This window comes from Lacipirellulaceae bacterium, assembly GCA_040218535.1.
GTDB lineage: Bacteria > Planctomycetota > Planctomycetia > Pirellulales > Lacipirellulaceae > Adhaeretor.
Genome location: JAVJRG010000005.1, coordinates 1734539 through 1756931 on the forward strand (window position 1 = coordinate 1734539; position 22393 = coordinate 1756931).

Genomic DNA, 22393 nt, shown 5'->3' on the forward strand with positions numbered 1-22393 from the left:
CCTCCGCCCACTAGCTATTCGCCAAGGAGACGTTGCCGCGGTCTCGTGCTTCCTGCAGGCGTTCTTCTTTTGATCGATGGTACGTCGCCTTCTGCAAGATCGCGAGTATTAGTGCCAAGGCGATTCCACAGAGGACCATCACGGCAGGTTGGTAGAGTGCCGGATCGTCGCCACCAAGCAGTTGATAGGCAAAGGAATCGGGATGCGACGCGGCATACTCCGCACCGTGATAGACAACAAATTGCAAGCTGTTGTGGATGAAATGGAAGACGATGCAAGGCAACAGGCTACCACTTTGCACCGCCAAGTAACCAATTAGTATGCCCAGCGTTGCAGCACTGAGCTTCTGCTGCATCACTGTGTGAACCGCTCCAAAGGCAACTGCAGAAATCCCAATCGCCCACCACTTGTGCCCCAGATGCCGCAGCCCAGAAAGGATGAATCCCCGGAAAGCAACTTCCTCGCAGATCGCTGGCAGCAGTGCCATCAGCAGGAACGGGAGCCACCAGTAACCTGAACTGAAGAGCACCTCCTGGAATTGTTGCATCGAGTTCTGCATCTCAGGAGCGATCGGATACACCTTGCCAATCAAGACTTGCAGTCCGATCGAAAGTGGGTGGACAACCAGGGCGAGCAGGAATGCCAAAGCCACGTATTTGCCGCGAGGAACTCGATCGAGCAATAACGTTTTCAGTGGCTTAGCCGTTAGCACAAAGGTCATCAGGGCCGCTGGTGCGAGGACGCAAACGAGCTGCATGATGAGCGTTGAAACGACAATGAATTGCAAGCTCGAACTGTCGGCACCACGCGCAGAGAACGCTACCGAGGCGAAGAACTGCGCGATCATAATCAGCACGATGCAAAGCACGGCTTGAGCAAGCGTCGACGTAGGTCGGCGATCTCGCACGAGACTCTTGAGCCAACGCCCGAGTTCCAAACGCTCGCTTTCGCGGAACAGGACCGATTCGCTGGCGAACTGCTCTTCAGCCCAGCGTATGGCTAGGAGGCAACACATGAACGTAACGCCGAGCACCGGAACGGCGAAACGCAAGACCTCGAAATACTGGCCCTCGATGATACTTCGAAGCAAGAGAATCAGGCCTGTCAGTGGCACGAGGCTGGTCCCCAGTTCGAGTTCCACGCCCGGTGACATCGGCAGCAACATGAGTGGCATCGTCACAAGCATGAGCGGCATCAAGTAGTACTGACCTTCTTTGGTACTCTTAGCAAAGGCAGCACAGGCCAAGCACAGGGCTCCAAAGAGCGCGGAAATCGGAACCAAAGCCAGCACCAAGAACAGACTGGCGCTCAGCGAGGGCATCGTGAACGAACCCATCGAACCAAAGGCCGGATTCGCAGCCAATTGAGAGGTGACGAACTTGCTCGTCAATCCGAGTGTTGCCAAGTTAAGCAAAGCGGTTGCCGAGCTGAAAAGCATGACAGTGAGCAATTTGCCCCAAACAATTTCGCGTCGCATCGCTGGGCTGGTGAGCAAGGTCTCAAGGGTGCCACGTTCTTTCTCGCCGGCACAAAGATCGACGGCCGGATAGAAAGCACCTGTCAACGCCCAGATGATGAGAACGAAGGGGAGAATCTTTGACAGAATCGCCACTTGTTTCTGCTCAACGGGAGCGGTGTCCTGTGGCTGAAACTCAAACGGCTGCGTCGCCTGCAACGGGACGTTGCTATCGGAGAGATTGTTCGTGGTGATGCGCTGACGCCAGAGCCGAAGCACCCGCTCTAACCGAAACTGTGCGGACTGTGATTTGTCGTCTGCCGCGTTGTACGTTGGCTTCAGTTCGAGAGCTTGGCTTTGCCCTTTCGAATCGCGATCAAGAACCGACTGCCGGACAGCCAACAGCCCCTCTCCGAAACCCTCAGGAAATTCAAGGATCGCCTGAACTTGACCCGCTTCTAGCAATCGGCGAGCGTGATCCGAGGGTGATTCACCCTGCTTGCGAGCAAGGTAGTTTGCAGCCTGCTCCTCTTCGGCCAACTTCTCTGCTCTGACGACTTGCAGGCTTTCTTGTTGCGACTTGTGCTTCATTAGGTCGAGATGAAAGTAATCACCGTCTAGCAACGGAGGCAACCAATTCGACTCTTCGAGCTCGGCTATTTCCAGCTCTTCAGCACCGATAACCAGCACCTTCGCGGCATGGCTCTGCATAAACTGCATCATCTGCATGAAGCTCATACCCAAAAGCGGATAGAGCAAGAGCGGCAAGATGGCGATCAAGAACAGAGTCCGCCGGTCGCGCAGCTGATCTCGCATTTCGCGAGAGAAGATCAGTTTGACATTCTTCCACTGCATGGATTTTTACTTTACCGGGTTCGATTAGACAACAACGGTTGCTTCTTGCTCGCGAATGAGTTCGAAGAACAATTCCTCGAGATCCTCTTGGCCGTGATCCTCACGCAACGAGTCGAGCGTTCCCTCTGCTAGAAGTCGCCCACGGTGCATGATGGCGACCCGATCACAGAGTCGTTCTGCCTCACGCATGATATGTGTTGAGAAGACGATGCATTTCCCTTGATCGCGCAGCTCAGCCACCGCGTCAAGCAACGCTCGTGCAACTAGGACATCCAAACCGCTCGTCGCTTCATCGAAGATCAGGATCGGCGGATCGTGCACGATCGCACGGGCGATCGAGACTTTCTGCTTCATGCCGGTCGACATCTTCGCTCCGAGGAGATCACGGATCTCTTGCATCTTGAGTCGTTCAAACAGATCCTCCATACGTTCGCGGAGCGGCTCGTCTTCGATTCCGTAGAGACGCCCGAAGTACTCGACCATTTCCCACGCCGTCATCCGGTCGTAGACGGCAGTATTCGCGGACATGAAGCCGATCTGCTGACGCACCTGAGAGGGTTGGGTGACGACATCGCAACCGTTAACCGTGGCGGTTCCGCTCGTTGGCTGCAGCACGGTACTCAGAATACGCAGGGCGGTCGTTTTACCGGCCCCATTGGGGCCGAGAAGGCCGTAGACTTCGCCCTCGACGGCGTTGAAAGTCAAGCGATCCAACGCCATGAATTCACCGCGATGCAAGTCGGTATAGGCTTTCGTAAGAGCTTGAACCTGGATCATAGCGGATTCTGGCTGGAAGTAGGGCGAGGCGAAAAGAAGATGCCTTGCTCAAGAATACCAGCAGCCCCCGTGCCAATGGAAGCAACATCACAGCTGAGTTCAGCTGACGATGGGCAGCGGAGACAGGTTCTGCCGACTTTGCGGAACAATCGACGTCACTTCCTCGTCGATTAGCTGGTAATGGACATTTCTTTGCCGCGGCGTGTAGCCTAAATCCGATATCGCGTTGCGAATTTGCTGCAAAGTGAGGTGATGCACGGTGCCCGCCTCAGCGACCACATTCTCCTCAATCATGAGGCTCCCCATGTCGTTGGCTCCGTAGAGCAACGCCATCTGGCCGATCTTCAAGCCTTGGGTGACCCAACTTGATTGCAGGTTGGCGAAATTGTCGAGATACAGCCTTGCGACGGCATTGGTCTTCAAATACTCGAAGGCCCCAGCCGCCGGCACGTCTGCCATGTCGGTGTTCTCGGGCTGAAAACTCCAGCAGATGAAAGCCGTGAAGCCGCCCGTTTCGCCCTGCAATTGGCGTAACCGCTCGAGGTGTTCGATCCGTTCCGCGAGCGTCTCCACGTGACCGTACATCATGGTTGCCGTACTTCGGCCGCCAAGCTGATGCCAGACGCGATGAACGTCCAACCAATCGTCGGTCATCACTTTGCCGCGTGTGATTTCGTTTCGCACGCGATCGACAAGAATCTCGGCACCCCCACCGGGTAGGCTGCCCAGCCCAGCAGCTTGCAATCGCTCAAGGACAGTCTTGAGAGGCAACTTCGAGAGTTTCGTAAAGTGATAGATTTCTGGAGGGCTAAAGCCATGGATATTGAGACTTGGGAACTCCTGCTTGATTTCTTGGAGCATCTCTTCGTACCACTCCAAGGGGTAATCGGGGTGCAAACCGCCCTGAAGCAGAATCTGATCGCCGCCTAGCTCTACGGTCTCTTCAATTTTCTTGAGGATCACACCACGGTCGAGAACGTAACCTTCAGGGGACTTTGGCTTGCGATAAAAAGCACAGAAGTCGCAGACCGCAGTGCAGACATTCGTATAGTTGATGTTGCGATCAATGTTGTAGGTGCGATAGTCCTCAGGATGCAGACGGCGAGTGATCTCGTCGGCGGCACGACCGAGAGAAGCCAAGTCGTAAGATTCTAGGAGCTGTAGTCCCTCTTCGGGCGTCAGCCTCTCACCGGCGACGGATTTCTCAAGCAAGTCGGTGTTAGTTAGCAGTGCAGTCATCGAAACGGAAGTCTGGTACTTGGTCAATCAGTTCTAGGGCCTTGGCTCGGCGGAAAAACTCCGCCAACCCAAGCCTTTGAGGCCGACCGAGATAAAAATTTAAATTGTCGCGGAGATAGCTGAGGATACGCTCTTCAGACAGCCCCATGACAGGGGATTGCTCACGTGCAATTTCGTGAAGGGCATCCTCACCGCGATCTCGCGCTGCGTCCAGGGCCTGTTCAACTCGCCCTAAACCAGGATACGCGGCCTGTGCCCCTGGCCGAGCCATCCACATGGCAAAGACAAAAGGCAAACCGGTCAGGTCACGCCACCGCTCACCCAAGTCCCACCGCTCAACAAAATCGTCCGAATCGAGATCAATGGCACGATCTCCGATCACCAGCAGGGCATCGGCTTCAACTTGCAAGGGATCGTCTTGGATGGGCAGCGGGATCAAATGAGGCCGAACCCCACATGCTTCGTGAAGTAGAATCTGGGAAAGGATGACGCTGGTTCGAGAGCCCTCATCCAAGGCAAGTGTGTTCACTTCAGCAGGAGGTCGTCGAAAGAGAAGCTGCACGCTCAAGACGGGGCCCAGGCATCCAATACAAGCGGTTGAAATAATCGACCATTCCGGATGCTTCGCTAGCTCGACGCATGGAGCCAAAGCGACATCTAACTCACCCGCTGAGAGTCTTTCGGCTAATTGGCTTGGCAACTCGAAGCTCAGTGCACACTCAGGCAAGTCTTCCGCCAACCCATGCACAAGTGGCTTGGTGTTGAGGTAGTTGACCGCACCAATTCGCAGGGGTTCGTTCGTCTCGTTGAGGGCGGACATGTCAGCTTGTGTCTTCTCAAGTGAATGTTGTTTCTGGAGCTAAATTATAGATCAGCCCAGACTGCTCTACGAGGCCAACCGGGGGCGTGATTCTTCGTTTAACTAGTGAAAAAGGCCCGCTTAGACCTCCAGCTCTCGAAATGCCTTGAGGCCTTTGCGAAGCGGTATAATCGTTACAGCAGCCGCTAGAGCGGAGGAGGCCGCTATGCCGATTAGCAGCAGGACTCGCGCGTCGAGGTTGGGTGCAAACCGCGGCGTAATATCCGACTGGCCAGCCAGGAGATAGAGATGACAGGGCAGGGCAGTCAGCAAGACAACAACTAAAATATAGAGGGCGCTGAGTACCAAATTGAGGGTTCCTCCAAAGCCGGCCGCTATTTTGGAAGGTGACTGTTCTCGAAAGTTCGGCATCATCGCGCCCAAGCCAACCGCCATACCGGAGAGCCCAAAGCAGAGCAACATGCAGATAAACTGATGAACCGCGATCACCAACCAACTGACCTCAAGCGTAACATCGCTTAACAGAATCAAGAACGCACAAGGAATCCAAGACCCTCCTGCGGCAAACCAGAACTTTCCCCAGAGAATCGTTTCCCGCTGCACTGGGAGCAGACTAAGGATCCAAAACCGTCGACCTTCCAAACTCAGAAGAGGATAGATGAAACGCGTAGTAAAGGTGGAAAGAATCAGGCCCACAACCGCCAAATTGAGAAAGCTGACGACGTTGACCCAAGTCAACACACTTAAGTCTGCCTTATGCTGCCGAAAGCGGTCGACGTTGGCAAAGTAAAGAGAAAGCAAACCAAAGAAGATCAGAAACTGCGACCACTGAACCGGATCTCGACGAAAGAGGCGTAGGTCTTTCACGATCAGCAGCCTAGTTTGCTTAGGAAACGAGAACATGAGTTTCTCAGCGAGTCGATCAATCCAGGAAAGATCGATTTTGATCTTCTTCGCTGACCGCGAGGCGAGTCCCCAGTAGCTTTCGCGAAAGAATCGTCTTCCCATCCATTTCACTAGCAAATGCAGCATCAATGCATTCGAAGTGATCAGGATGAGATACTGCCCGCTTTCCTTCCAGGGCAAATCCTTCGGGTTGAGGTCCCAGCGTCTGGCGGCATCGATGAGGGCGTGGCTCAGCCAAGTACTCGGAAGCCATTCGCCGCGGGTGAAGCTAAACCGCTGGTATGTCCGCTTGAACCAAGCCGCTCCCAGTAGTTCAGCATCGGCAATGGCGAGAGTCTTCCAAATTGATTGGTACGCAACAACAATCACCACGATAGCAGCAATACCTATCGCCAAGCGACGCATCTTAGGCAGGTGCTTGATCAACAAGAGGCAGCATACAGCTCCTATGGCTGACGGAATATAAGCGAAAGCGATCAGCAGGAAGGGCAAATACGCGTAGTAATACCACGGAGAGTGAACGACCCATCCGTAGGCAACCAACATCGGACTTGCAAGCAGGATGAAGCCCCAACTGCTGAACAAGAGTGCTTCTTGAAATCGATAGAACACGAGCCGCTCGTCTCGGACTGGCAATGTCATCAAGAACGCCGTCTCGCGAGTGGAATAGAGCCCGCCGTAAAGAATAATGCCGGACGAAAAGACCAGCATCACCTGCAAAGACGAGAAAAACAACGTGAAGACAAAGAGAATCGTCTTAGCATGGAGCGACGCTCCCGAGGCTCCTACATGCGACACAACGAAGGTAAATCCACCGTAGAAGAGTGCGTAGAGCCCAATCCAAAACAGAAGGCTCAGGACAACGACCAGCGAAGTACGCAGTTTGGCCCTTTCCAGAAGTCGGCTGAGATGAGCAATGCCGATCGAGCTGCGTAGCCGTAAAAATATTTGGCCTTCGCGCTCATGCGAGGGGAGCGACTGAGTTAGAGACTCATACTCAGCGTTCGAATCCGCTGCAGCATCGGACGGGGCTGTCATGAATCACCTTACCTGCTCTGATTCAGATGACTCATGAGTCTGCGTCGGCTTTGCCGCGTCGTCTCCGAGCAATCGGCCTTGGTCCATCAATGCCAAATAGAGGTTCTCCAAAGAATCGCTTGAGTCAGGCATCAGACTGCGAAGCTCTTGAACACTCCCTTCAAACAGCTTGTGCCCCGCCTTCATCACGCCGATCCGATCGGCTATCTCTTCTGCAACGTTCAAGGTATGTGTCGACATGAATACGGTCTTGCCCGTTTCAACGTACCCACGGAGAAGATCTTTAACGAGGCGAATACTGTGGGGATCGAGCCCTACCATGGGCTCGTCAACAACCAGCACCTTGGGGTCGTGAATCATTGCGGCGGCAAAAACCGTTCGCTGACGCATGCCGTGCGAGTAGCTTTCAGTGAGTCGGTCAAGAAAATCGGTCAACTGAAACCGCTCAGCCTCTCGCTGCAATGCACTCTTAGCTGCGGCATCGTTCATGCCATACATACTTGCAACGAATTTAAGGAATTCTCGCCCGGACAGCTTATCATAGAGAAAGGGCTGGTCAGGAACGTAGCCGATCAGCCGACTCGATTCTCGGGGCTGCTGGACGACGTCGTATGGCCCAACGGTTATGGTGCCGGAGGTGGGTTTGAGCAGCCCGACCAGCGTTTTAATCGTGGTGGTTTTTCCTGCCCCGTTATGACCGAGCAAGGCGAAGAGCTCACCACCTTCCAGTCTCAAGTCCAGGCCATCGACCGCAACGCGATCACCGTAGGTTCGCGTTACCTTATCAAACTGGAGCATTTCAAAGGGAGCAGAAAGGAGCTATCGTCATAAGAGAATCGTGGCGTTATAGAACTCGCACCACGAAACCGACCCCAAGTAGGGCGCCGAGTACCTCTCCGATCATTATGGTCAGATGGCAGGCTAGGGCAAAGCGGGCTTTTCCTTACCGGCAATCTCTTTTCTGAGTTTTGCTTCGCTCATTAGGAGAGGAAAGAATTTGTTTGCCAATTCGGTCACTTTTTCGCCCTCAAGCCGCCGGAAGCTGAGTTTCGCGTTGGCCAAGTAAACAACTTGTTTAAGGACGACGCCATTTGGCAACACCCAGGTCTGTGCCCTCAACCGGGCTTTGTCTGAGACACCAACTGCAGAACTACTGTGGTAATCGACCCGGAGCACACGTTTGCGTTCCACTCCGTGCTCAATGAGTTCCGCTTCAACCACATTCGCGTCCACCCGATCAATCGGTTCACTCGGATTGGCAAACGGATTGTAAACCTGCTCCTGCCAATGTCGTCCTACGTACATGTATGGCAACTTGGCATCCGGGAACAAGGCTTCGTTTAATGCCGCTTGGTCGGGGATCGTAATCGTATGGCTAACATTCAATGTGCCAGATTGAATTTTCAGATGGAGATCTGATTCCTTGACGCGACCAGACATCTTCACGATGCCTGCGACATCGTTAATCGAAATTCCGCTTTCGAAAGCAGAAAAATTATCGAGTGAATCGAACTCGATACGCGTCTTGGCAACGAACCTCAGATTGCCCATTCCCTCAACCGTGCTGCGCATCCATGCGGGTGCTAGTTCCAGCATTGGCACTTCGTCGAGCGCGAGCTGATTGTGGACTTCGGTAGTCCCCTGAATCCCCTCGCGCAACAGGCTCACGGCAAAGCCTACATGTTTGCCGGACCATTCGACTTCCCAGGCAACCGGCTCGTTGGCGTTAAGCCCCGAGGCAACCGGCAGATCGCCATCGTAGAACGAGGGCATGATCTTATCGACCACCAACCACGCCATACTGCCAAGCCAAAGAACAACAGTGGCCAGAATGAAAGCTCGATTTAGCATCTCGCTAAGCTCGCAGATCGGTCCTGAAAGTGCCCGTGAGGATTCCCCAATCCACTCCAGAAGATGAAACACCCAACTTATCCGTCAGGGTCTCCAATACTTCCGGTATTCTAGCCGGAATTCGTCGCTCTGGCGATTCTTTTTCCAGGAAGACGCATTTTGCTAAAAAACCGGGCAATCTGGGCCATTCAGTGAGCCTGCTTATGGCTCAGTTCGATGATTGCAAGGTCAGTTCCTAAGTACCGACTGACGAGATCGCGTGTTGTATAGACCATCGAACTCTGGTTTCTAGTACCTTGCTCATCACCAAGTGCTTCAATCGTACGCAAGAGTTCGACGACTGATCCCGAGTCAATGGCGTCGCGCAAAACTTTTCGTCCGTCGCCTTTCCGGGCCAACTGATTCAGCGGCTCATAGGAACCTAGAGCCTCAGCAGCGGTTCTTAACGCATCGCCCCCCCTGCGGTGATATAGCCTCGAAAGGGCTGAGCGGTCCTCCAAGACGTGATGAAGGACACGAGGGGATGTTAGTGGACCCTCACGATGTGTCCGAACTAGGTACTCCTGGAGTTCCAGAACATCAGAGTGCACGATCAGATCATCAGGGTGAAGATCCGAATTCGACGCCATGAACCGCCCAACTGCTTCAGCCAACTGTTTGCGGGGATTCAGATCAGCCCTTGTAGCCATCTCCTCGCTCTGGAGTTGAAGGCCGAGCGACAAAACCAGACAGCTCGTGCATAGGGTATTCATCAGTGATTCTTCTCTCTGTCTTGTCGGGTCAACAAGGCGAAAAACATAGCTTGGGACCGAGCTGTGAGCGACTTTCTATCCCTAGCAAACCTAGCATTTTCCAGGTGGCATGGGAGCAATCCATACTGAGCTGCATAAGAGGCCAGAGCGATTCGCAAGTCGTTTCTCAGAAAGCACTTACAGCGATACCCAGCATGCCGTTAAGCGATATTTGCCGAGCTTTTTCAGTTTCTGTTTGAATTCCTGGCCCAGAAAATGTAACATGTTTTCTCAGCAACGATGCTGATGAAAAAGCTTTCAATTTCTTCGCAGGAGGTCAATCCATGGCTGGTACGCCTTACTTCGTTCAAGAGTGCCCGACTTGTGGGAGAAACCTACAAGTACGTGTCTCCTACCTGGGAAAGAACGTCGCCTGTCGCCACTGCGGAGTGAAATTTGAAGCTCGCGACCCCGATTCGAGCGAACCTCTTCCCGCCGAATCTGGTATTGCACTTTTAGCTCGTGCAGACGAGCTACTCCTGCAGGCTTCTTCAATGCAAGGCAAGCTGGACGCGAGTTCGCGTTGCTAGGCAATGCCCTAGTCGCAACCTCTAGCTTTGGCTGCAAAGATCCTGCAAGTCTTGAAAGAACTTCGGATAGGTCTTGCTCACGCATTGCGGTTCGAGAATCTCGATTCCAGGCTGGACAAGACCGGCAAGTGAGAAGCTCATCGCCATCCGGTGGTCGTTATAGGTTGCAATCTGAGCCGGTTGCAGATCACCCGGTTGAATCACCAGTCCGTCCTCCGACTCTTCAACCTCTGCGTTCAGCTTTCGCAATTCGTTCGCCACCGCCTCAATACGGTCCGTTTCCTTATGACGGACGTGGGCTACGTTTCGAATGCGAGTTGGTCCTTCAGCGAACAGAGCAACCACAGCCAAAGTTTGCATCGTGTCGCTGATGGCATTCATGTCCACATCGACTCCCTTGAGCTCACCTCCTCGCACGCGAATTGAATTCTCACCGTAATCGACTCGGCAGCCAATCTGTTCTAAGCAGTCACAGAAGGCCACATCACCTTGCAGACTCTCGCGGTGTAATCCTTCGACAGTAATATCGCCTTTGGTAATAGCCGCGGCTGCAAAGAAGTAGCTGGCCGCTGAGGCATCGGGTTCAATGTCGTACTTGGTACCTACGTAGCGTGAGTCGCAACGCACAGTCACATTTTGGCTGCGATCATCGGAGCTCAGCTTGGCACCGAACGATTCCATGACGGCTCTCGTCATTTCTACGTAAGGAACCGAGACGAGCGTCCCCAGTACTTCGATTGAAACATCAGTTGCCGCATAAGGGGCAGCCATCATCAGGGCACTCAAGAACTGACTCGAGATGTCACCCCGGATTCGTACCTTTCCGCCCGTAAGCCCACGTGCGTGAACTTCGACAGGGGGACAACCGGTTTCGCTTAAGCCTATGTTTGCCCCGAGTTGCTTGAGTGCCTCGCTGAGATCTGCGAGTGGACGCTCCCGCATCCTGGCGATCCCGTCTAGGCGGTATTCTCCGTGTCCGAGCGTTGTGAGTGCGGTCAAGAACCGCATCGAGGTGCCGCTGTTCTCGATGAAAAGACTCGCTTCCCCTGCGGGTAGCTTTCCTCCACACCCGCTAACCCTAAGCGTGCGCCCCTCGTCAGACGCCTCAACAGCGATACCAAGCTCGCGCAGGCTGGCTATCATGACCTGAGTGTCTTCGCTATCGAGCGCCCCGGTGAGGATCGACTCACCCTGAGCAAGCGCAGCACAGATCAAAGCCCTATTTGTTAAGCTTTTCGAGCCTGGGGGGCGAACGCGTGCAGTAATAGGCTGCGTAACGGGGGTGATTGCAATCTTATCGGTCATTCAAGAACGGTCAGCCTCGGTCGAACGCAATTTCTAATTCGCAGCATCTTCTAGTTCTCCGTGGAAACCTCAGTTTGCTCGCTGGCTGAGCTTTTTGCAATCTTCCACAAATGCTGATGACTTCTCACGAACATCGCGTTACCTGCGATTGCAGGCGAGCCGAGAACTTCCTCGCGAAAGTCAGGCTTGGCGGCTATCTTCCCTTTTTTTCCTTTATTGGCTTCTGTCAGGTCCACGACGAACGCCAGACCGTCAGCATTGATGCAATACAGTGTCTCCCCGGCTAGCACCGGTGTCGCCCAGAAGCGACCGCTTAGCCGCAACTCCCAGGGCCTGCCAGCTTCGGCTTGATCGGTAAGTCCGCACTTCAATACGCCAGAGCGATTGATAATATAAGCTCGCGAACTGTCGATCAACGGACTGGGTGAACCCATTTGCAAGCGACTTTCGCTCCACTCAGGCGTGTTTGTATCTTCCGATCCCGGCTGAATACGAAAGGCCTTGATTCCCTTTGAAGGTACATAAAGTCGATCACTAAAGACGGGTGACGCGATGGACTCGCAACGCATTTCGTGGTTCCAGAGAAGCTCACCCGTCGCGGATTCGTACACGTCCAGTTGCTCACGAGACTGTACCGCAACTGCCTCAACCATAGCCCCGTTCTTTTCGACCCGCATGGCAACTGGTGACGCCCAAGCCGACTCTAGCGGTCGCTCAACGTCCCACAGCATTTCCCCTGTTTGTGGATCGAAAGCTGCAACGAAAGAAGCGCCTTGTGCTTCGCTTTGCACAATCACTCTGCCTCCCGACACCACGGGAGAGCTGGACATCCCTAGGTCGTTGCCTGCTTGTGGAAAATTCAGTTGCAAACCGCGTATCCAAAGAACGTTGCCCTCAAGATCAAGTGCCACCAGATCGTTCGAGGAGAAGAACGCAAAGATGCGTTCTCCATCCGAAACCGGGGTATTAGCGGCGACTGCGGAGGTACCGTGACAAAGCGTTCGTCCTGTCGCCCAGAAGTTTCGTTGCCAGAGGAGTTCTCCTGATTGTTCGTCGAAGGCGAGAACATGCAGGCGATCCTCCTTCGGCCCGCTTGAGCATGTCACGACGACCCGGCCACTGACGACAATAGGCGACGAAACGCCTCGTCCGACAAGCTCCGCCTCCCAGGCAATATTTTCGCCCGTCTCGACCGACCACGTCTTGGGCAAGCTTGCTTCTCGGGCGATGCTGGTGCTATCTCCCCGAAAGCCCAACCAGTCTTCGGCAACGACCGAACCAACAAGCAATCCCCAAGCGAGACTGCTCGCGATTACACCTCTTAATAGTCTGTTAAACTCAGACACACTCGATCTCCCTGATCCAACTTCCGTCTTTGGCTGGCTTCCGTAAATGTTCAATGGCTACTGTTTCAGATCTGCAGCGCCGCCAAGTTGGTCCGTGATTCGGAGCCTAAACTCCCATTCCTTTTCCCAACCCATCTTCTTGGCGTTCTGACATACCTTGACGAGAACCACATTATCCCCCTGCGCGAATTCAACAGGGACAACATATTGGTCGATGGCGAACCCTGAATGGTAAATCTCAAACTCACCGACTTGCTTCCCGTTGAGCCAGACCTTAAGGGCATTCTTACTCGCGAGACGCAGCTCGACATTCTGGGCCTTTTCGCTGGTGATCGACGTCTGCGCGTAGGCGATTACTTCTTTGTCGTTTTCGAGGGCTTCGTTCAGGTCGATTATCCCGTACTCACTCTTCGAGCTGTGAGGCTGCCAAGTAACTTTCCCGTTCTTCCCCTTGTAATAAGAACCCTTCAATGATGCTGCTGAGCTGCCAGCATCTGCTTCCGGTCCGTACTCAATTGCGAAACCATCGAGGTCCGTATTGTCGAAAGGCCCCACGATCTGCCAATCGACCACGTAACCCATTTGCTTGATCAAGTCCGCTTCAGAGCCGAGCTCCGTGAGCTTCTCCGCAAGCGACTCGATTTGCTGAACATCTCGTGCGGCAGCAAAGGCCTTCTTCAGCATCGTGATCTGCTGGTCCGGCTCTGAGGACGCCTCTGCCTTCTGAATCAGTTGGGCTACCGCTTCGAATCGCAAGTCAAGGCTCGTATCTTCGAGCATCTGCGGAAGAAGGCGCTCTTGAGCTGTAGGATCGACTCTCTCAAGCCATTCGAAAGCCACACGCCTACCCAGCGGCGGCTGGGATCGATCGGTGACAAAGGTCTCGAGCATCGCTTTGGGCAATTCGCCCGTTTCTTGATAGTGACGTTGGGCAATGGTATCAGCAGCGGTGCGGAGCCAATTTCGCCCTAACGGAGTGGCGCCCTCCAGTGATCCAAGGATCGCGGGAATGCTCTCCACTCCCCCAGCGGATACCTCACCCCAAGCCTGCTGTTGAGCAAGTTGAGCCTCGGGGCCGTACCCGGCACTTGCAAGGACGCTTCGCGGCTCGTTGGCGACATTCTCTTGAGCTACGGCATACGAGGACTGTGCGAGAATGAATACGGCCCAGCAGGCGACGTATGCTTGTAGGGGAATGCAGGGTAAGTGCTTGGAAGAAAGCTTGAAATGCACGATTGGCTCCTCTTGATTCCATTCCGTGGTCGCTGGCTCCAGCATCATTGGAAAAGCGGTTCTCGGCTCGTTTGCGATCCGATAGCCACCAGCTATGCTAGTCCAGTTGATTGAGTATAGGCCACTATTTGAAAACCTATCGCGATTAGCCGCCCACGGCTAGCCATCGCTTGAAATACTGAGACAGAAAGCACCCAGCATGAAAAAGGTGAAGACAGGTGGCGGTTGGCCAGCAGTGGCCTACACATTCCGCAAAGCCCAAGAAGCCGGGGGTCTGTGGAAGCTATGGAAAGCGATGCGTTCCAAAAACGCCTGCAAAACCTGCGCTCTGGGGATGGGTGGCCAGCGTGGCGGGATGGTCAACGAAAGTGGCCATTTTCCAGAAGTATGCAAGAAATCTCTACAGGCGATGGTGGCGGACATGCAAGGCGCCATCACTACCGAGTTTTGGCAGAAGTACACCCCCGAGATGCTCAAAGGCTTCACGCCCAAAGAACTCGAAGATTGCGGGCGGCTCACGCAGCCGGTCCTCTACACGCCCGAGTTGAAACGCTACCAGCCGATCTCCTGGGACGAAGCCTACGAGCGGATTTCTAGAAAACTGAAAGAGCTAACCTCAGAGGAAACCTTTTGGTACTTCAGTGGACGGAGCAGCAATGAAGCTGGCTTTCTGCTGCAAATGTTTGCGCGCCTGTACGGCACGAATAACGTCAACAATTGCAGCTACTACTGTCATCAAGCCAGCGGCGTTGGCCTCACGAGTGTGACCGGCAGTGGTACCGCTACGATTCAACTCGAGGATCTCGACGAAGCGGACATGGTGTTCGTGATCGGCGGGAATCCTGCCAGCAATCATCCCCGTCTACAGCGCACACTAATGCAGGTGCGACGTCGCGGTGGCGAAGTAATCGTCATCAATCCGATCGTCGAGACCGGGATGGTCAATTTCAGCGTCCCCAGCGACGTGCGTAGCTTGCTGTTCGGTTCGAAGATTGCCAGCCTCTACGTTCAGCCCCACATCGGCGGAGATCTTGCACTGTTGGCCGGCGTCGCGAAACGCATTGTTGAACTCGACAAGCATGACAAGACTTTCTTGGATAATCATTGCAACGGCTGGCAAGAATTAGCTACTTCACTGAGCCTCACCAGTTGGGACGAGATCGTCACCAAGAGTGGGGTTTCGCAAGAAGAGATCTACGAAATCGCTGACCGCTACTCGAAGGCCAAGAATGTTGTCTTTAGCTGGACGATGGGCATTACCCACCACGAACATGGCGTGGAGAACGTGCAAGCGATTGCCAACCTAGCTCTCCTCCGAGGCATGGTCGGTCGGCCCGGTGCCGGACTGATGCCCATTCGCGGCCATTCCAACGTGCAAGGGATCGGCTCGGTAGGAGTCACGCCGCAACTCAAGACGGCCATCTTTGATTCGTTGGAAAGTCACTTTGATGTGAAACTACCAACGATCGAAGGCCGTGACACAATGGCCTGTATGGAAGGGGCAGAGCAGGGTGAGTTGAAACTCGGCTTCTGCTTGGGCGGCAACCTTTACGGTTCGAATCCCGATTCCACGTACGCAGAGAAGTCGCTGAGCAACCTCGACACGTTGGTTTATCTGAATACCACGCTCAACACGGGCCACGCCTTCGGACTCGCTCGCGAGACGATCATCCTGCCGGTACTCGCTCGCGATGAAGAGCCACAGGCGACAACTCAGGAGTCGATGTTTAACTATGTACGCCTCAGCGATGGCGGTCCCGCGCGACACGAGGGTCCCAAGAGCGAGATCGAAGTGATCGCCACGCTAGCTGAAAGAGTGCTCGGCCAAAAAACTTCTGGCGTTGATTGGCCTCTGATGCGCGACACGGGAAGGATCCGCGAAGCCATTGCCGCAATCGTCCCCGGCTTCGAAAAAATCGCCGGCATCGGTGCCAACAAGCAAGAGTTCCAGATCAGCGGACGCACTTTCCGCGAACCCAGTTTTGCGACCAGCAATCGCAAAGCGAATCTCCATACGCATCGTCTTCCCAAGCTCAAAGGCGAAGGCGAGCAACTGCGATTGATGACCATCCGCAGCGAGGGGCAATTCAACACGGTGGTCTACGAAGACTACGACCTCTATCGCGGGGTGCCTCGCCGTGACGTCGTGCTCATTCACCCCGAGGACATCCAGCGGCTCGGCCTTGATACTTCGATGACCGTCAGCATTCACGGCCCAGCAGGAAGCATGCACGGCCAGCACTTACACCCCTTTGAAGAGATACGTCCTGGCAACATCGCGATGTACTACCCCGAAGCAAACGTGCTGGTGAGCCGGGATCTCGACTCGAAGAGTAAAACGCCTGCATTCAAGTGTGTGTTGGTGACCTTGGAAAAAGAGTCGTTGGCGGTGGTGTCTGCTTAAAGTTGCTGCTGCCGGTAATTGGGCAAGTGAGTCTTCGCTGTTCGCTACGCCTCCAACGAACTATACTTAATTGCAGGAAGTTCGTTACTCTCGCGAGGAAGATCATGACTTATCAAGGCACCGTTTCCAACGGCGTTGTTGTTTTTGAACCCGGGGTTGTTCTACCTGAGGGGGCGAAGGTCTCGATTGAAGTCGAGACTGCCGAAACAACTCAGCATGAGACATCAAGATCGCAGGTCGAAATACGAGACGGCATTCCCGTTTTTCTGGACAATGGCTCTGGATTCCAGGCTGACATGGACCTCGTTAATCGACTACGTGATGAGGAACGATGATTTACTTGCTCGACGTCAATGTTCTCATCGCGTTACTCGACGAAACTCATATCAATTACGAGGCCGCACATGATTGGTTCCTCTCAAAGCGGGTTACGAATTGGGCCACTTGCCCACTAACCGAGAACGGCACAATCCGCATTCTTGGTAATCCGAATTACGTCGCTGTGAATGCTGATTCAGCGATGATCGCCGATCAACTCGGGACACTGCTACAGGTGAAGAATCACAGTTTCTGGCCGGATGAACTCTCCATCCTCGACCGTTCGATCTTCGAACTCACGAAACTCACCGGACACAAGCAGGTTACTGATCTCTACTTGGCGGGCTTAGCACAACACAACGGCGGCAAGCTCGCAACTTTTGACCAATCGATTCCGGTAACCGCGTTGGTCAAGCCGTGGAGCGGCGTTCTTGAAGTAATCCAGGCAAATTGATCGAAGCTTACCCAGGCGTATCCAAATAAGGATCCTGCCCCATTTGCTTCTGCACCTTTTGCCGCTCTTTTTGGTGATAGAGCAGCACCTTCCGATCGCGGAACTGCTTCCGTTCGACCTTTCGCTGGGCTTTGCGAAAGAGTGGCTCAAAGTTACCAAGTTCCTTGGTCTTCTTCTCGCCGTGGGCCTCCAGCTTGCGAGCCTTCTTGGGACCAAAGCCTGATAGCAGAATCTCATCGTCGAGAGCGAGGAACTGCCGATAGGTCCCAGGGTCGCCCTGACGACCGCAGCGACCGATCAACTGACGATCGACACGTTGCGATTCGTGCAGCTCGGTACAAATCACGTGCAGTCCGCCAAGTTCGTGAACACCCTCGCCGAGCTTGATATCCGTACCGCGGCCAGCCATGTTCGTGGCCACGGTTACTTTCCCTTGCTCGCCAGCTGCGGCGACGATTTCCGCTTCTTGGGCTACGTGACGTGCGTTGAGCACAGTGAACTCGATTCCTCGCTCTTCGAGCAATTTCGCTAGGTGCTCACTTTTATCGATGGTCCGCGTGCCAATGAGAACAGGGCGACGCTTCTCGTGCTCAGCGATGGCGTCTTCGACAACCGCGGCCCACTTTTGGTCGGCGGTGCCAAAGACTCTTGTGGGAAGCTGCTTGCGAATCGGCGGCTTATTCGTCGGGATGGGCTCAACGCGCACCTTGTAGATCTTCTGAAGTTCACGACGGCTGGTAGATGCCGTTCCGGTCATGCCGCAAAGGCGTTCGTAGCGGAGAAAAAGGTCTTGAATCGTAATCGTCGCTGCTTGATTCGTAGCGAAGGTAATCTCGACTCCTTCTTGTGCTTCGACCGCCTGATGAATCCCCGCACGCCACTTTCGGCCTTCTCCTAGCCGACCTGTGAACTCGTCGACGATGACAATCTCTCCATCGCGGACCACATAGTGCTGATCGAGGAACATTTCCCGCTTCACCTTCACAGCACGCTGGATGTACTCATAAATCGAGGAGAGCGGCAGGCGATCCATCGCCTCTGGTTTTTGCAGTCCGCGAACTAATTGCCGACCTTCGAGGGTGAGCTCGACGGTCCGCTCATCGTGATCGTATTCGTAGTGTTCGTATTCCACAAAGTCAGGTGCTGTCTTTGCGGCCCAATTGTAAGCTTCGGAAGCAATTTTCTCATCTTCGCCCGGAAGCGCGCTGATGATGAGCGGCGTGCGTGCTTCGTCGATGAGAATGCTGTCCGCCTCGTCAACTAGCATGAAGTGCAATCCGTGTTGCACAGGCTGGTCTTGCTTTCCAGACTTCACGCCAAGCATCTGGCCGAAGATGTCTTGTTGTCCTTCTCCTTGACTGCGAAGCAACAGGCGATCACGAAGGAAGTCGAACCCCATCTCGTTGGCCGTTCCGTACGTGACATCGCACTTGTAGGCCTTGCGACGATCGTCCTGCGGCTGCTGTGCTTGAATGATGCCGACCGTCATACCTAGCGCCTTGTAGATGGGCTCCATCCACTCCGCATCACGCTTGGCAAGGTAATCGTTGACCGTAGCGAGATGGGCACCTTTGCCTTCGAGTGCCGCCAGGTACATCGGCAGCGTCGCGGTGAGCGTTTTGCCTTCTCCAGTTTGCATCTCGACGATCGAGCGATGATGCATGGCGGCCCCACCGACGAGCTGCACCTCGAAGTGACGCATCCCCAGCGTTCTTCGCCCTGCTTCCCGAACCAGCGCAAACGCTTCGACAAGCAGTTTATCGAGCGGTTCACCGCTACGGGCCCTATAGCGGAGCCCCAAGCTCGCCTTGCGGAGTTGCGGGTCAGCAAGAGCCTTCATTTCTGGCTCAAGAGCTTCAATCTGAGGCAAATAGGCAGCGTAACGGGCGATCCGATCGCCGGTCGCGGCCCGCATACTTCGATTGATACCAGTGGGAACGCGCGACACTTGTTGTGGGGCGAGAGATTAGAGGCGAGGGGCTAGTTTCAAGTCATTATACTAGCACGAAACTACTGTCGCTGCCGCTGTACGCCGGAAAGTTGGTAGACCGGGGCGAAAGCGTTTTGATCGTTTTGCAAATTGTAGAGCTGCCCACGCACCATGACAAAGTCGCCCGAGTTGAGTTGCCCAAGCAACTGAGGATTCGCCACGGCGACACTGCCGCCGAGTTGATCGGGTGTTGAGCCCGTAGGCATGTAGACAACTCGCCACTGCCCCGTTTCCTGCGAGTAGACAAGTTGGCCTCGCAACCATTCGTAGGTTGGCCCCATGCCGTAGCGAGTTGCTGCTTCCTGGGCAGCACGTTCGGCCGCATCGTGAGCGGCAAAGAGGCTGCTGCCTGAACTAGCCTGCGTGCTATGAACAGCGACGCCACGATTCTGCGAGCTGCCCCGCGGCTGGAAGCCATCGCGTGCGGCTAATGAACTTGTACTGTTGTTGAAACTAGGGGCAGAGAATGCTTGAGTACTCGCTGGCGTTACAGCACGGAGTCGAGCGGGCCCCAGATTCTGATTGAGATCGCCTGGACTGAGTTGATCCGAGCTCTGCGGAGTGTAGGCGACGGCATTGGACGCTTGGTTAAAAGCGACTGGTGGATCAGCGGGCGTCGGTAAGATCGAGTCGTCCGTTTGCTGCACCGTGGCGAGGGCTGGCGTCGGTTGTACTTGCTCAAACCGCAAGCGTGACTGATCTTCCGGCACGCGAATTGTGTCGATTCCAGATGCAATGGCTTGGCCGCCATATTGCTGTTGCGTTAGCTGGTCGGCAGGCCCGAGAGGAATCTCGGCACTGGTGGGTCGAACCCCGTATCCCGGTGCAGGCGTATAGGGCGTTTGCTGCGGGGCGGTGTTCCACCCACCCGGCGGCGTCGAACCGGGAGTCCCGTAGGCCGGGGCGCCACCGTTGTAGTTTGGAGTTGGCGTAAAGGCAGGCGGTTGACTAGCTCCAGGAACGCCAGGAACAGGATCACCGGCGTAGTAAGGTTGCGCCGTACCTGGAGTCAACACACGTGTTGAAGGAGGCGGTACCCGGTCGGGACTCATGAAAGGGTTGGTCAGGGCGGCCTGCTGATTCTGGCAGCCCACTAAGCAGAGCGTGACCAGGAGCCCGGCTACTATTCCATGAGCACATCGTGTGCAACGCATCGGCGACATCCTATCTTTCAGCCATCGGTCCCCCCACGATCGTTCGGGCGGATGATAGCGGATTGCTGCATCCAGTCCAGACCGATCACTAGCAGATGTTGACGTGTACAAAAAAGCAGCACGGCGTGGATTGCTAGCAGTCCACGCCGTGCTTTGAGTTCTTCTACTATTTGCTCTTAGCGAACCATATATGTCGCCTGCAAGATGGGGCCTTCAACAGCATCAGCCTGTGGCATCGCGTAAGGATTCACGATCGCTAGCGGTTCGACACGTTGCTGAGTGCTCGTCGTTTGGTCAAGTGACGGCTTTTCAACCTGCGAATCAGCAGCGGCGGTTTGCGATTCCTTCATATAAGGATTGTCGATCGCCAAAGGCGCTGGGGCGGCGTACTCAGGCGTGACATGCGTTGGAAGGTAAGCAAACGGGCTGTGTCCGTAAGTGCGGGGCACGGGGTAGCTGTAGTAGACGGGTGGGAAGGCGGAATAGTAGGGGACGTTCTGAGAGAGTACCCGGTACAAATTCCCAACATCAGCGTAGGCACCGAGCCCGAAAGCTCCGAAACCGCCACATTGGGCTTGGGCCTTTTCGGTTGCGGCTAGCGGACACGCAACTAGCGCGGCAATGAGCAATACTTTACGAAGATTCATGGTTGTCACCTCTGGTTCTGTTAGCGAATTGCCTATCTGTCCGGGGAGTCGATGGCAATAGAATTGCCTATCTCCACACTAATTGGGGCACGAAGAATTCGCAAGAAAACTCTGCTGTTGTGCGGAAAACAAAGGCCTTTGCAAGCTAGAATCTCAGCATGACGCCGTTGGAAATCTCTACGCGAATCAAAGAAGCGAGCACCGAACTTGGCTTCGCACTCTGCGGCATATGCCCAGCAGTTGAGCCGACCGGGGTCAGCCGGCTGGCTGAGTGGCTCTCTCGCGGCTACGCGGGAGAGATGCACTATCTTGAGCAGCGGCAGGAAGCGTATTCGAGTCCGAGACATGTGCTCGAAGGGGTAAAGAGCATCATCATGCTGGGGATGCTTTACCAAACCGTCCAGCCAAACATGCCGCAACCGGGGCAGGGCAGAGTGGCTCGCTACGCTTGGGGAGAACGTGATTACCATGATTTAATCAGACCCAAACTTCATTCACTGGCCGACAGAATACGCGAATGGTCGCCCGCAGGGAATACTCGTGGTGTTGTGGACACGGCACCTTTGCTGGAACGCGAATTCGCTCAACTTGCGGGACTTGGTTGGGTCGGTAAAAACACCTTGCTGCTGAACCGAAAAGAAGGCAGCTACTTTTTCTTGGCAGCGGTGCTAACCGACCAGCTACTAGAATACGACGAACAGTTCACCGCTGACCATTGCGGTAGCTGCACGGCTTGCCTCGACGCTTGCCCAACCGACGCCTTCCCGCAGAGCTACGTGTTGGATGCCTCGCGCTGCATTAGCTATCTGACGATCGAGCACCGCTCGGAAATCCCGCTCGACCTCCGAGATGGAATCGGTGATTGGCTCTTCGGTTGTGATGTGTGCCAAGAAGTCTGCCCCTGGAACAACCGCGCCCCAGAAACTGAGGAGCCGTCGTATCAGCCGCTCGCTGGGATGAATCCTGTAGAGCTCGCTGAGTTGTTTGACCTGGACGAACCTGCCTTTCGCCAGCGATTCCGTAAGACACCGCTCTGGCGTCCGCATCGACGGGGGCTGTTGCGCAATGCGGCGATTGTACTGGGCAATCAACGCTGCGAATCGGCAGTACCGGCACTGAAGCGAGGGCTCAATGATGCTGAGCCGATTGTCCGTGAGGCCTGCGCTTGGGCGCTCGAGTGTATCGCTGTAACAGATAATTTGGACGCTGATAAACGCAGATCGGGCGGATAATACGGATTTCTTTCTGCAGTTACACTTAGTGCCAACTTAAAGAACCT

19 protein-coding genes are annotated in these 22393 nt (G+C 54.7%); 5 read left to right on the forward strand and 14 right to left on the reverse strand.

The genetic code is table 11. From position 1 onward, the window contains the following. Positions 1–10 precede the first annotated feature (10 nt). From RIB44_07115 to RIB44_07150, 8 genes are all read right to left on the reverse strand, one after another. Positions 11–2311 carry an ABC transporter permease subunit/CPBP intramembrane protease gene (locus RIB44_07115; GenBank protein MEQ8616348.1) on the reverse strand — a complete coding sequence of 767 codons (2301 nt, stop codon included), beginning with the start codon at positions 2309–2311 and terminating at the stop codon, positions 11–13. Between the two features lie 24 nt (positions 2312–2335). Next, positions 2336–3088 (reverse strand): ATP-binding cassette domain-containing protein, encoded by a 753-nt coding sequence (locus RIB44_07120; protein ID MEQ8616349.1) that lies wholly within the window; start codon positions 3086–3088, stop codon positions 2336–2338. 99 nt (positions 3089–3187) lie between these two features. Continuing rightward, on the reverse strand, positions 3188–4327 hold the full coding sequence (gene mqnC / locus RIB44_07125; GenBank protein ID MEQ8616350.1) for a cyclic dehypoxanthinyl futalosine synthase: 1140 nt from the start codon (positions 4325–4327) through the stop codon (positions 3188–3190). After that, positions 4308–5147 (reverse strand): menaquinone biosynthesis protein, encoded by an 840-nt coding sequence (locus tag RIB44_07130; GenBank protein ID MEQ8616351.1) that lies wholly within the window; start codon positions 5145–5147, stop codon positions 4308–4310. The genes mqnC and RIB44_07130 overlap by 20 nt, the downstream gene beginning before the upstream one ends. Before the next feature lie 120 nt (positions 5148–5267). Next, positions 5268–7091 carry a hypothetical protein gene (locus RIB44_07135; GenBank protein MEQ8616352.1) on the reverse strand — a complete coding sequence of 608 codons (1824 nt, stop codon included), beginning with the start codon at positions 7089–7091 and terminating at the stop codon, positions 5268–5270. 3 nt (positions 7092–7094) lie between these two features. After that, the gene (locus RIB44_07140) at positions 7095–7889 is read right to left on the reverse strand and encodes an ABC transporter ATP-binding protein (GenBank protein ID MEQ8616353.1); all 795 of its coding nucleotides are present in this window, start codon (positions 7887–7889) and stop codon (positions 7095–7097) included. Between the two features lie 123 nt (positions 7890–8012). Continuing rightward, positions 8013–8942 (reverse strand): hypothetical protein, encoded by a 930-nt coding sequence (locus RIB44_07145; GenBank protein MEQ8616354.1) that lies wholly within the window; start codon positions 8940–8942, stop codon positions 8013–8015. Positions 8943–9130: 188 nt separating this feature from the next. Then, entirely contained in the window at positions 9131–9694 is a 564-nt protein-coding gene (locus RIB44_07150; protein MEQ8616355.1) for a hypothetical protein, read from the reverse strand. A 323-nt stretch (positions 9695–10017) separates the two neighbouring features. On the opposite strand from RIB44_07150, the gene RIB44_07155 reads away from it, so the two are divergent. Next, positions 10018–10263 carry a response regulator gene (locus RIB44_07155; protein MEQ8616356.1) on the forward strand — a complete coding sequence of 82 codons (246 nt, stop codon included), beginning with the start codon at positions 10018–10020 and terminating at the stop codon, positions 10261–10263. Positions 10264–10284: 21 nt separating this feature from the next. On the opposite strand, the gene aroA is transcribed toward RIB44_07155, so the two are convergent. From aroA to RIB44_07170, 3 genes are read right to left on the reverse strand one after another with little or no spacing between them, the layout of a single operon-like run. Further along, positions 10285–11568 carry a 3-phosphoshikimate 1-carboxyvinyltransferase gene (aroA, locus tag RIB44_07160; GenBank protein MEQ8616357.1) on the reverse strand — a complete coding sequence of 428 codons (1284 nt, stop codon included), beginning with the start codon at positions 11566–11568 and terminating at the stop codon, positions 10285–10287. A gap of 50 nt (positions 11569–11618) precedes the next feature. After that, positions 11619–12914, reverse strand: coding sequence for a PQQ-binding-like beta-propeller repeat protein (locus RIB44_07165; GenBank protein ID MEQ8616358.1), 1296 nt, complete (start codon positions 12912–12914; stop codon positions 11619–11621). A gap of 57 nt (positions 12915–12971) precedes the next feature. Further along, a complete protein-coding gene (locus RIB44_07170; protein MEQ8616359.1) occupies positions 12972–14147 on the reverse strand; it encodes a hypothetical protein in 1176 nt (391 codons plus the stop codon). Positions 14148–14346: 199 nt separating this feature from the next. On the opposite strand from RIB44_07170, the gene RIB44_07175 reads away from it, so the two are divergent. The 3 genes from RIB44_07175 (at position 14347) to RIB44_07185 (ending at position 17323) form a co-directional block, all read left to right on the forward strand. Further along, positions 14347–16551 (forward strand): FdhF/YdeP family oxidoreductase, encoded by a 2205-nt coding sequence (locus RIB44_07175; GenBank protein MEQ8616360.1) that lies wholly within the window; start codon positions 14347–14349, stop codon positions 16549–16551. 104 nt (positions 16552–16655) lie between these two features. Beyond that, a complete protein-coding gene (locus RIB44_07180; GenBank protein MEQ8616361.1) occupies positions 16656–16886 on the forward strand; it encodes a hypothetical protein in 231 nt (76 codons plus the stop codon). Continuing rightward, entirely contained in the window at positions 16883–17323 is a 441-nt protein-coding gene (locus RIB44_07185; GenBank protein ID MEQ8616362.1) for a PIN domain-containing protein, read from the forward strand. The genes RIB44_07180 and RIB44_07185 overlap by 4 nt, the downstream gene beginning before the upstream one ends. Positions 17324–17330: 7 nt before the next feature. On the opposite strand, the gene RIB44_07190 is transcribed toward RIB44_07185, so the two are convergent. The 3 genes from RIB44_07190 to RIB44_07200 all read right to left on the reverse strand — a co-directional run bounded on the left by RIB44_07190 (position 17331) and on the right by RIB44_07200 (position 21114). Continuing rightward, positions 17331–19271 carry a preprotein translocase subunit SecA gene (locus tag RIB44_07190; protein MEQ8616363.1) on the reverse strand — a complete coding sequence of 647 codons (1941 nt, stop codon included), beginning with the start codon at positions 19269–19271 and terminating at the stop codon, positions 17331–17333. Between the two features lie 62 nt (positions 19272–19333). Further along, complete coding sequence (locus tag RIB44_07195; protein ID MEQ8616364.1) at positions 19334–20467, reverse strand: hypothetical protein; 1134 nt, start codon at positions 20465–20467, stop codon at positions 19334–19336. Between the two features lie 176 nt (positions 20468–20643). After that, a complete protein-coding gene (locus tag RIB44_07200; GenBank protein MEQ8616365.1) occupies positions 20644–21114 on the reverse strand; it encodes a hypothetical protein in 471 nt (156 codons plus the stop codon). Between the two features lie 158 nt (positions 21115–21272). Here RIB44_07200 and queG point away from each other — a divergent pair, with 158 nt between their 5' ends. Further along, positions 21273–22346, forward strand: coding sequence for a tRNA epoxyqueuosine(34) reductase QueG (gene queG, locus RIB44_07205; protein ID MEQ8616366.1), 1074 nt, complete (start codon positions 21273–21275; stop codon positions 22344–22346). Positions 22347–22393 lie beyond the last annotated feature (47 nt).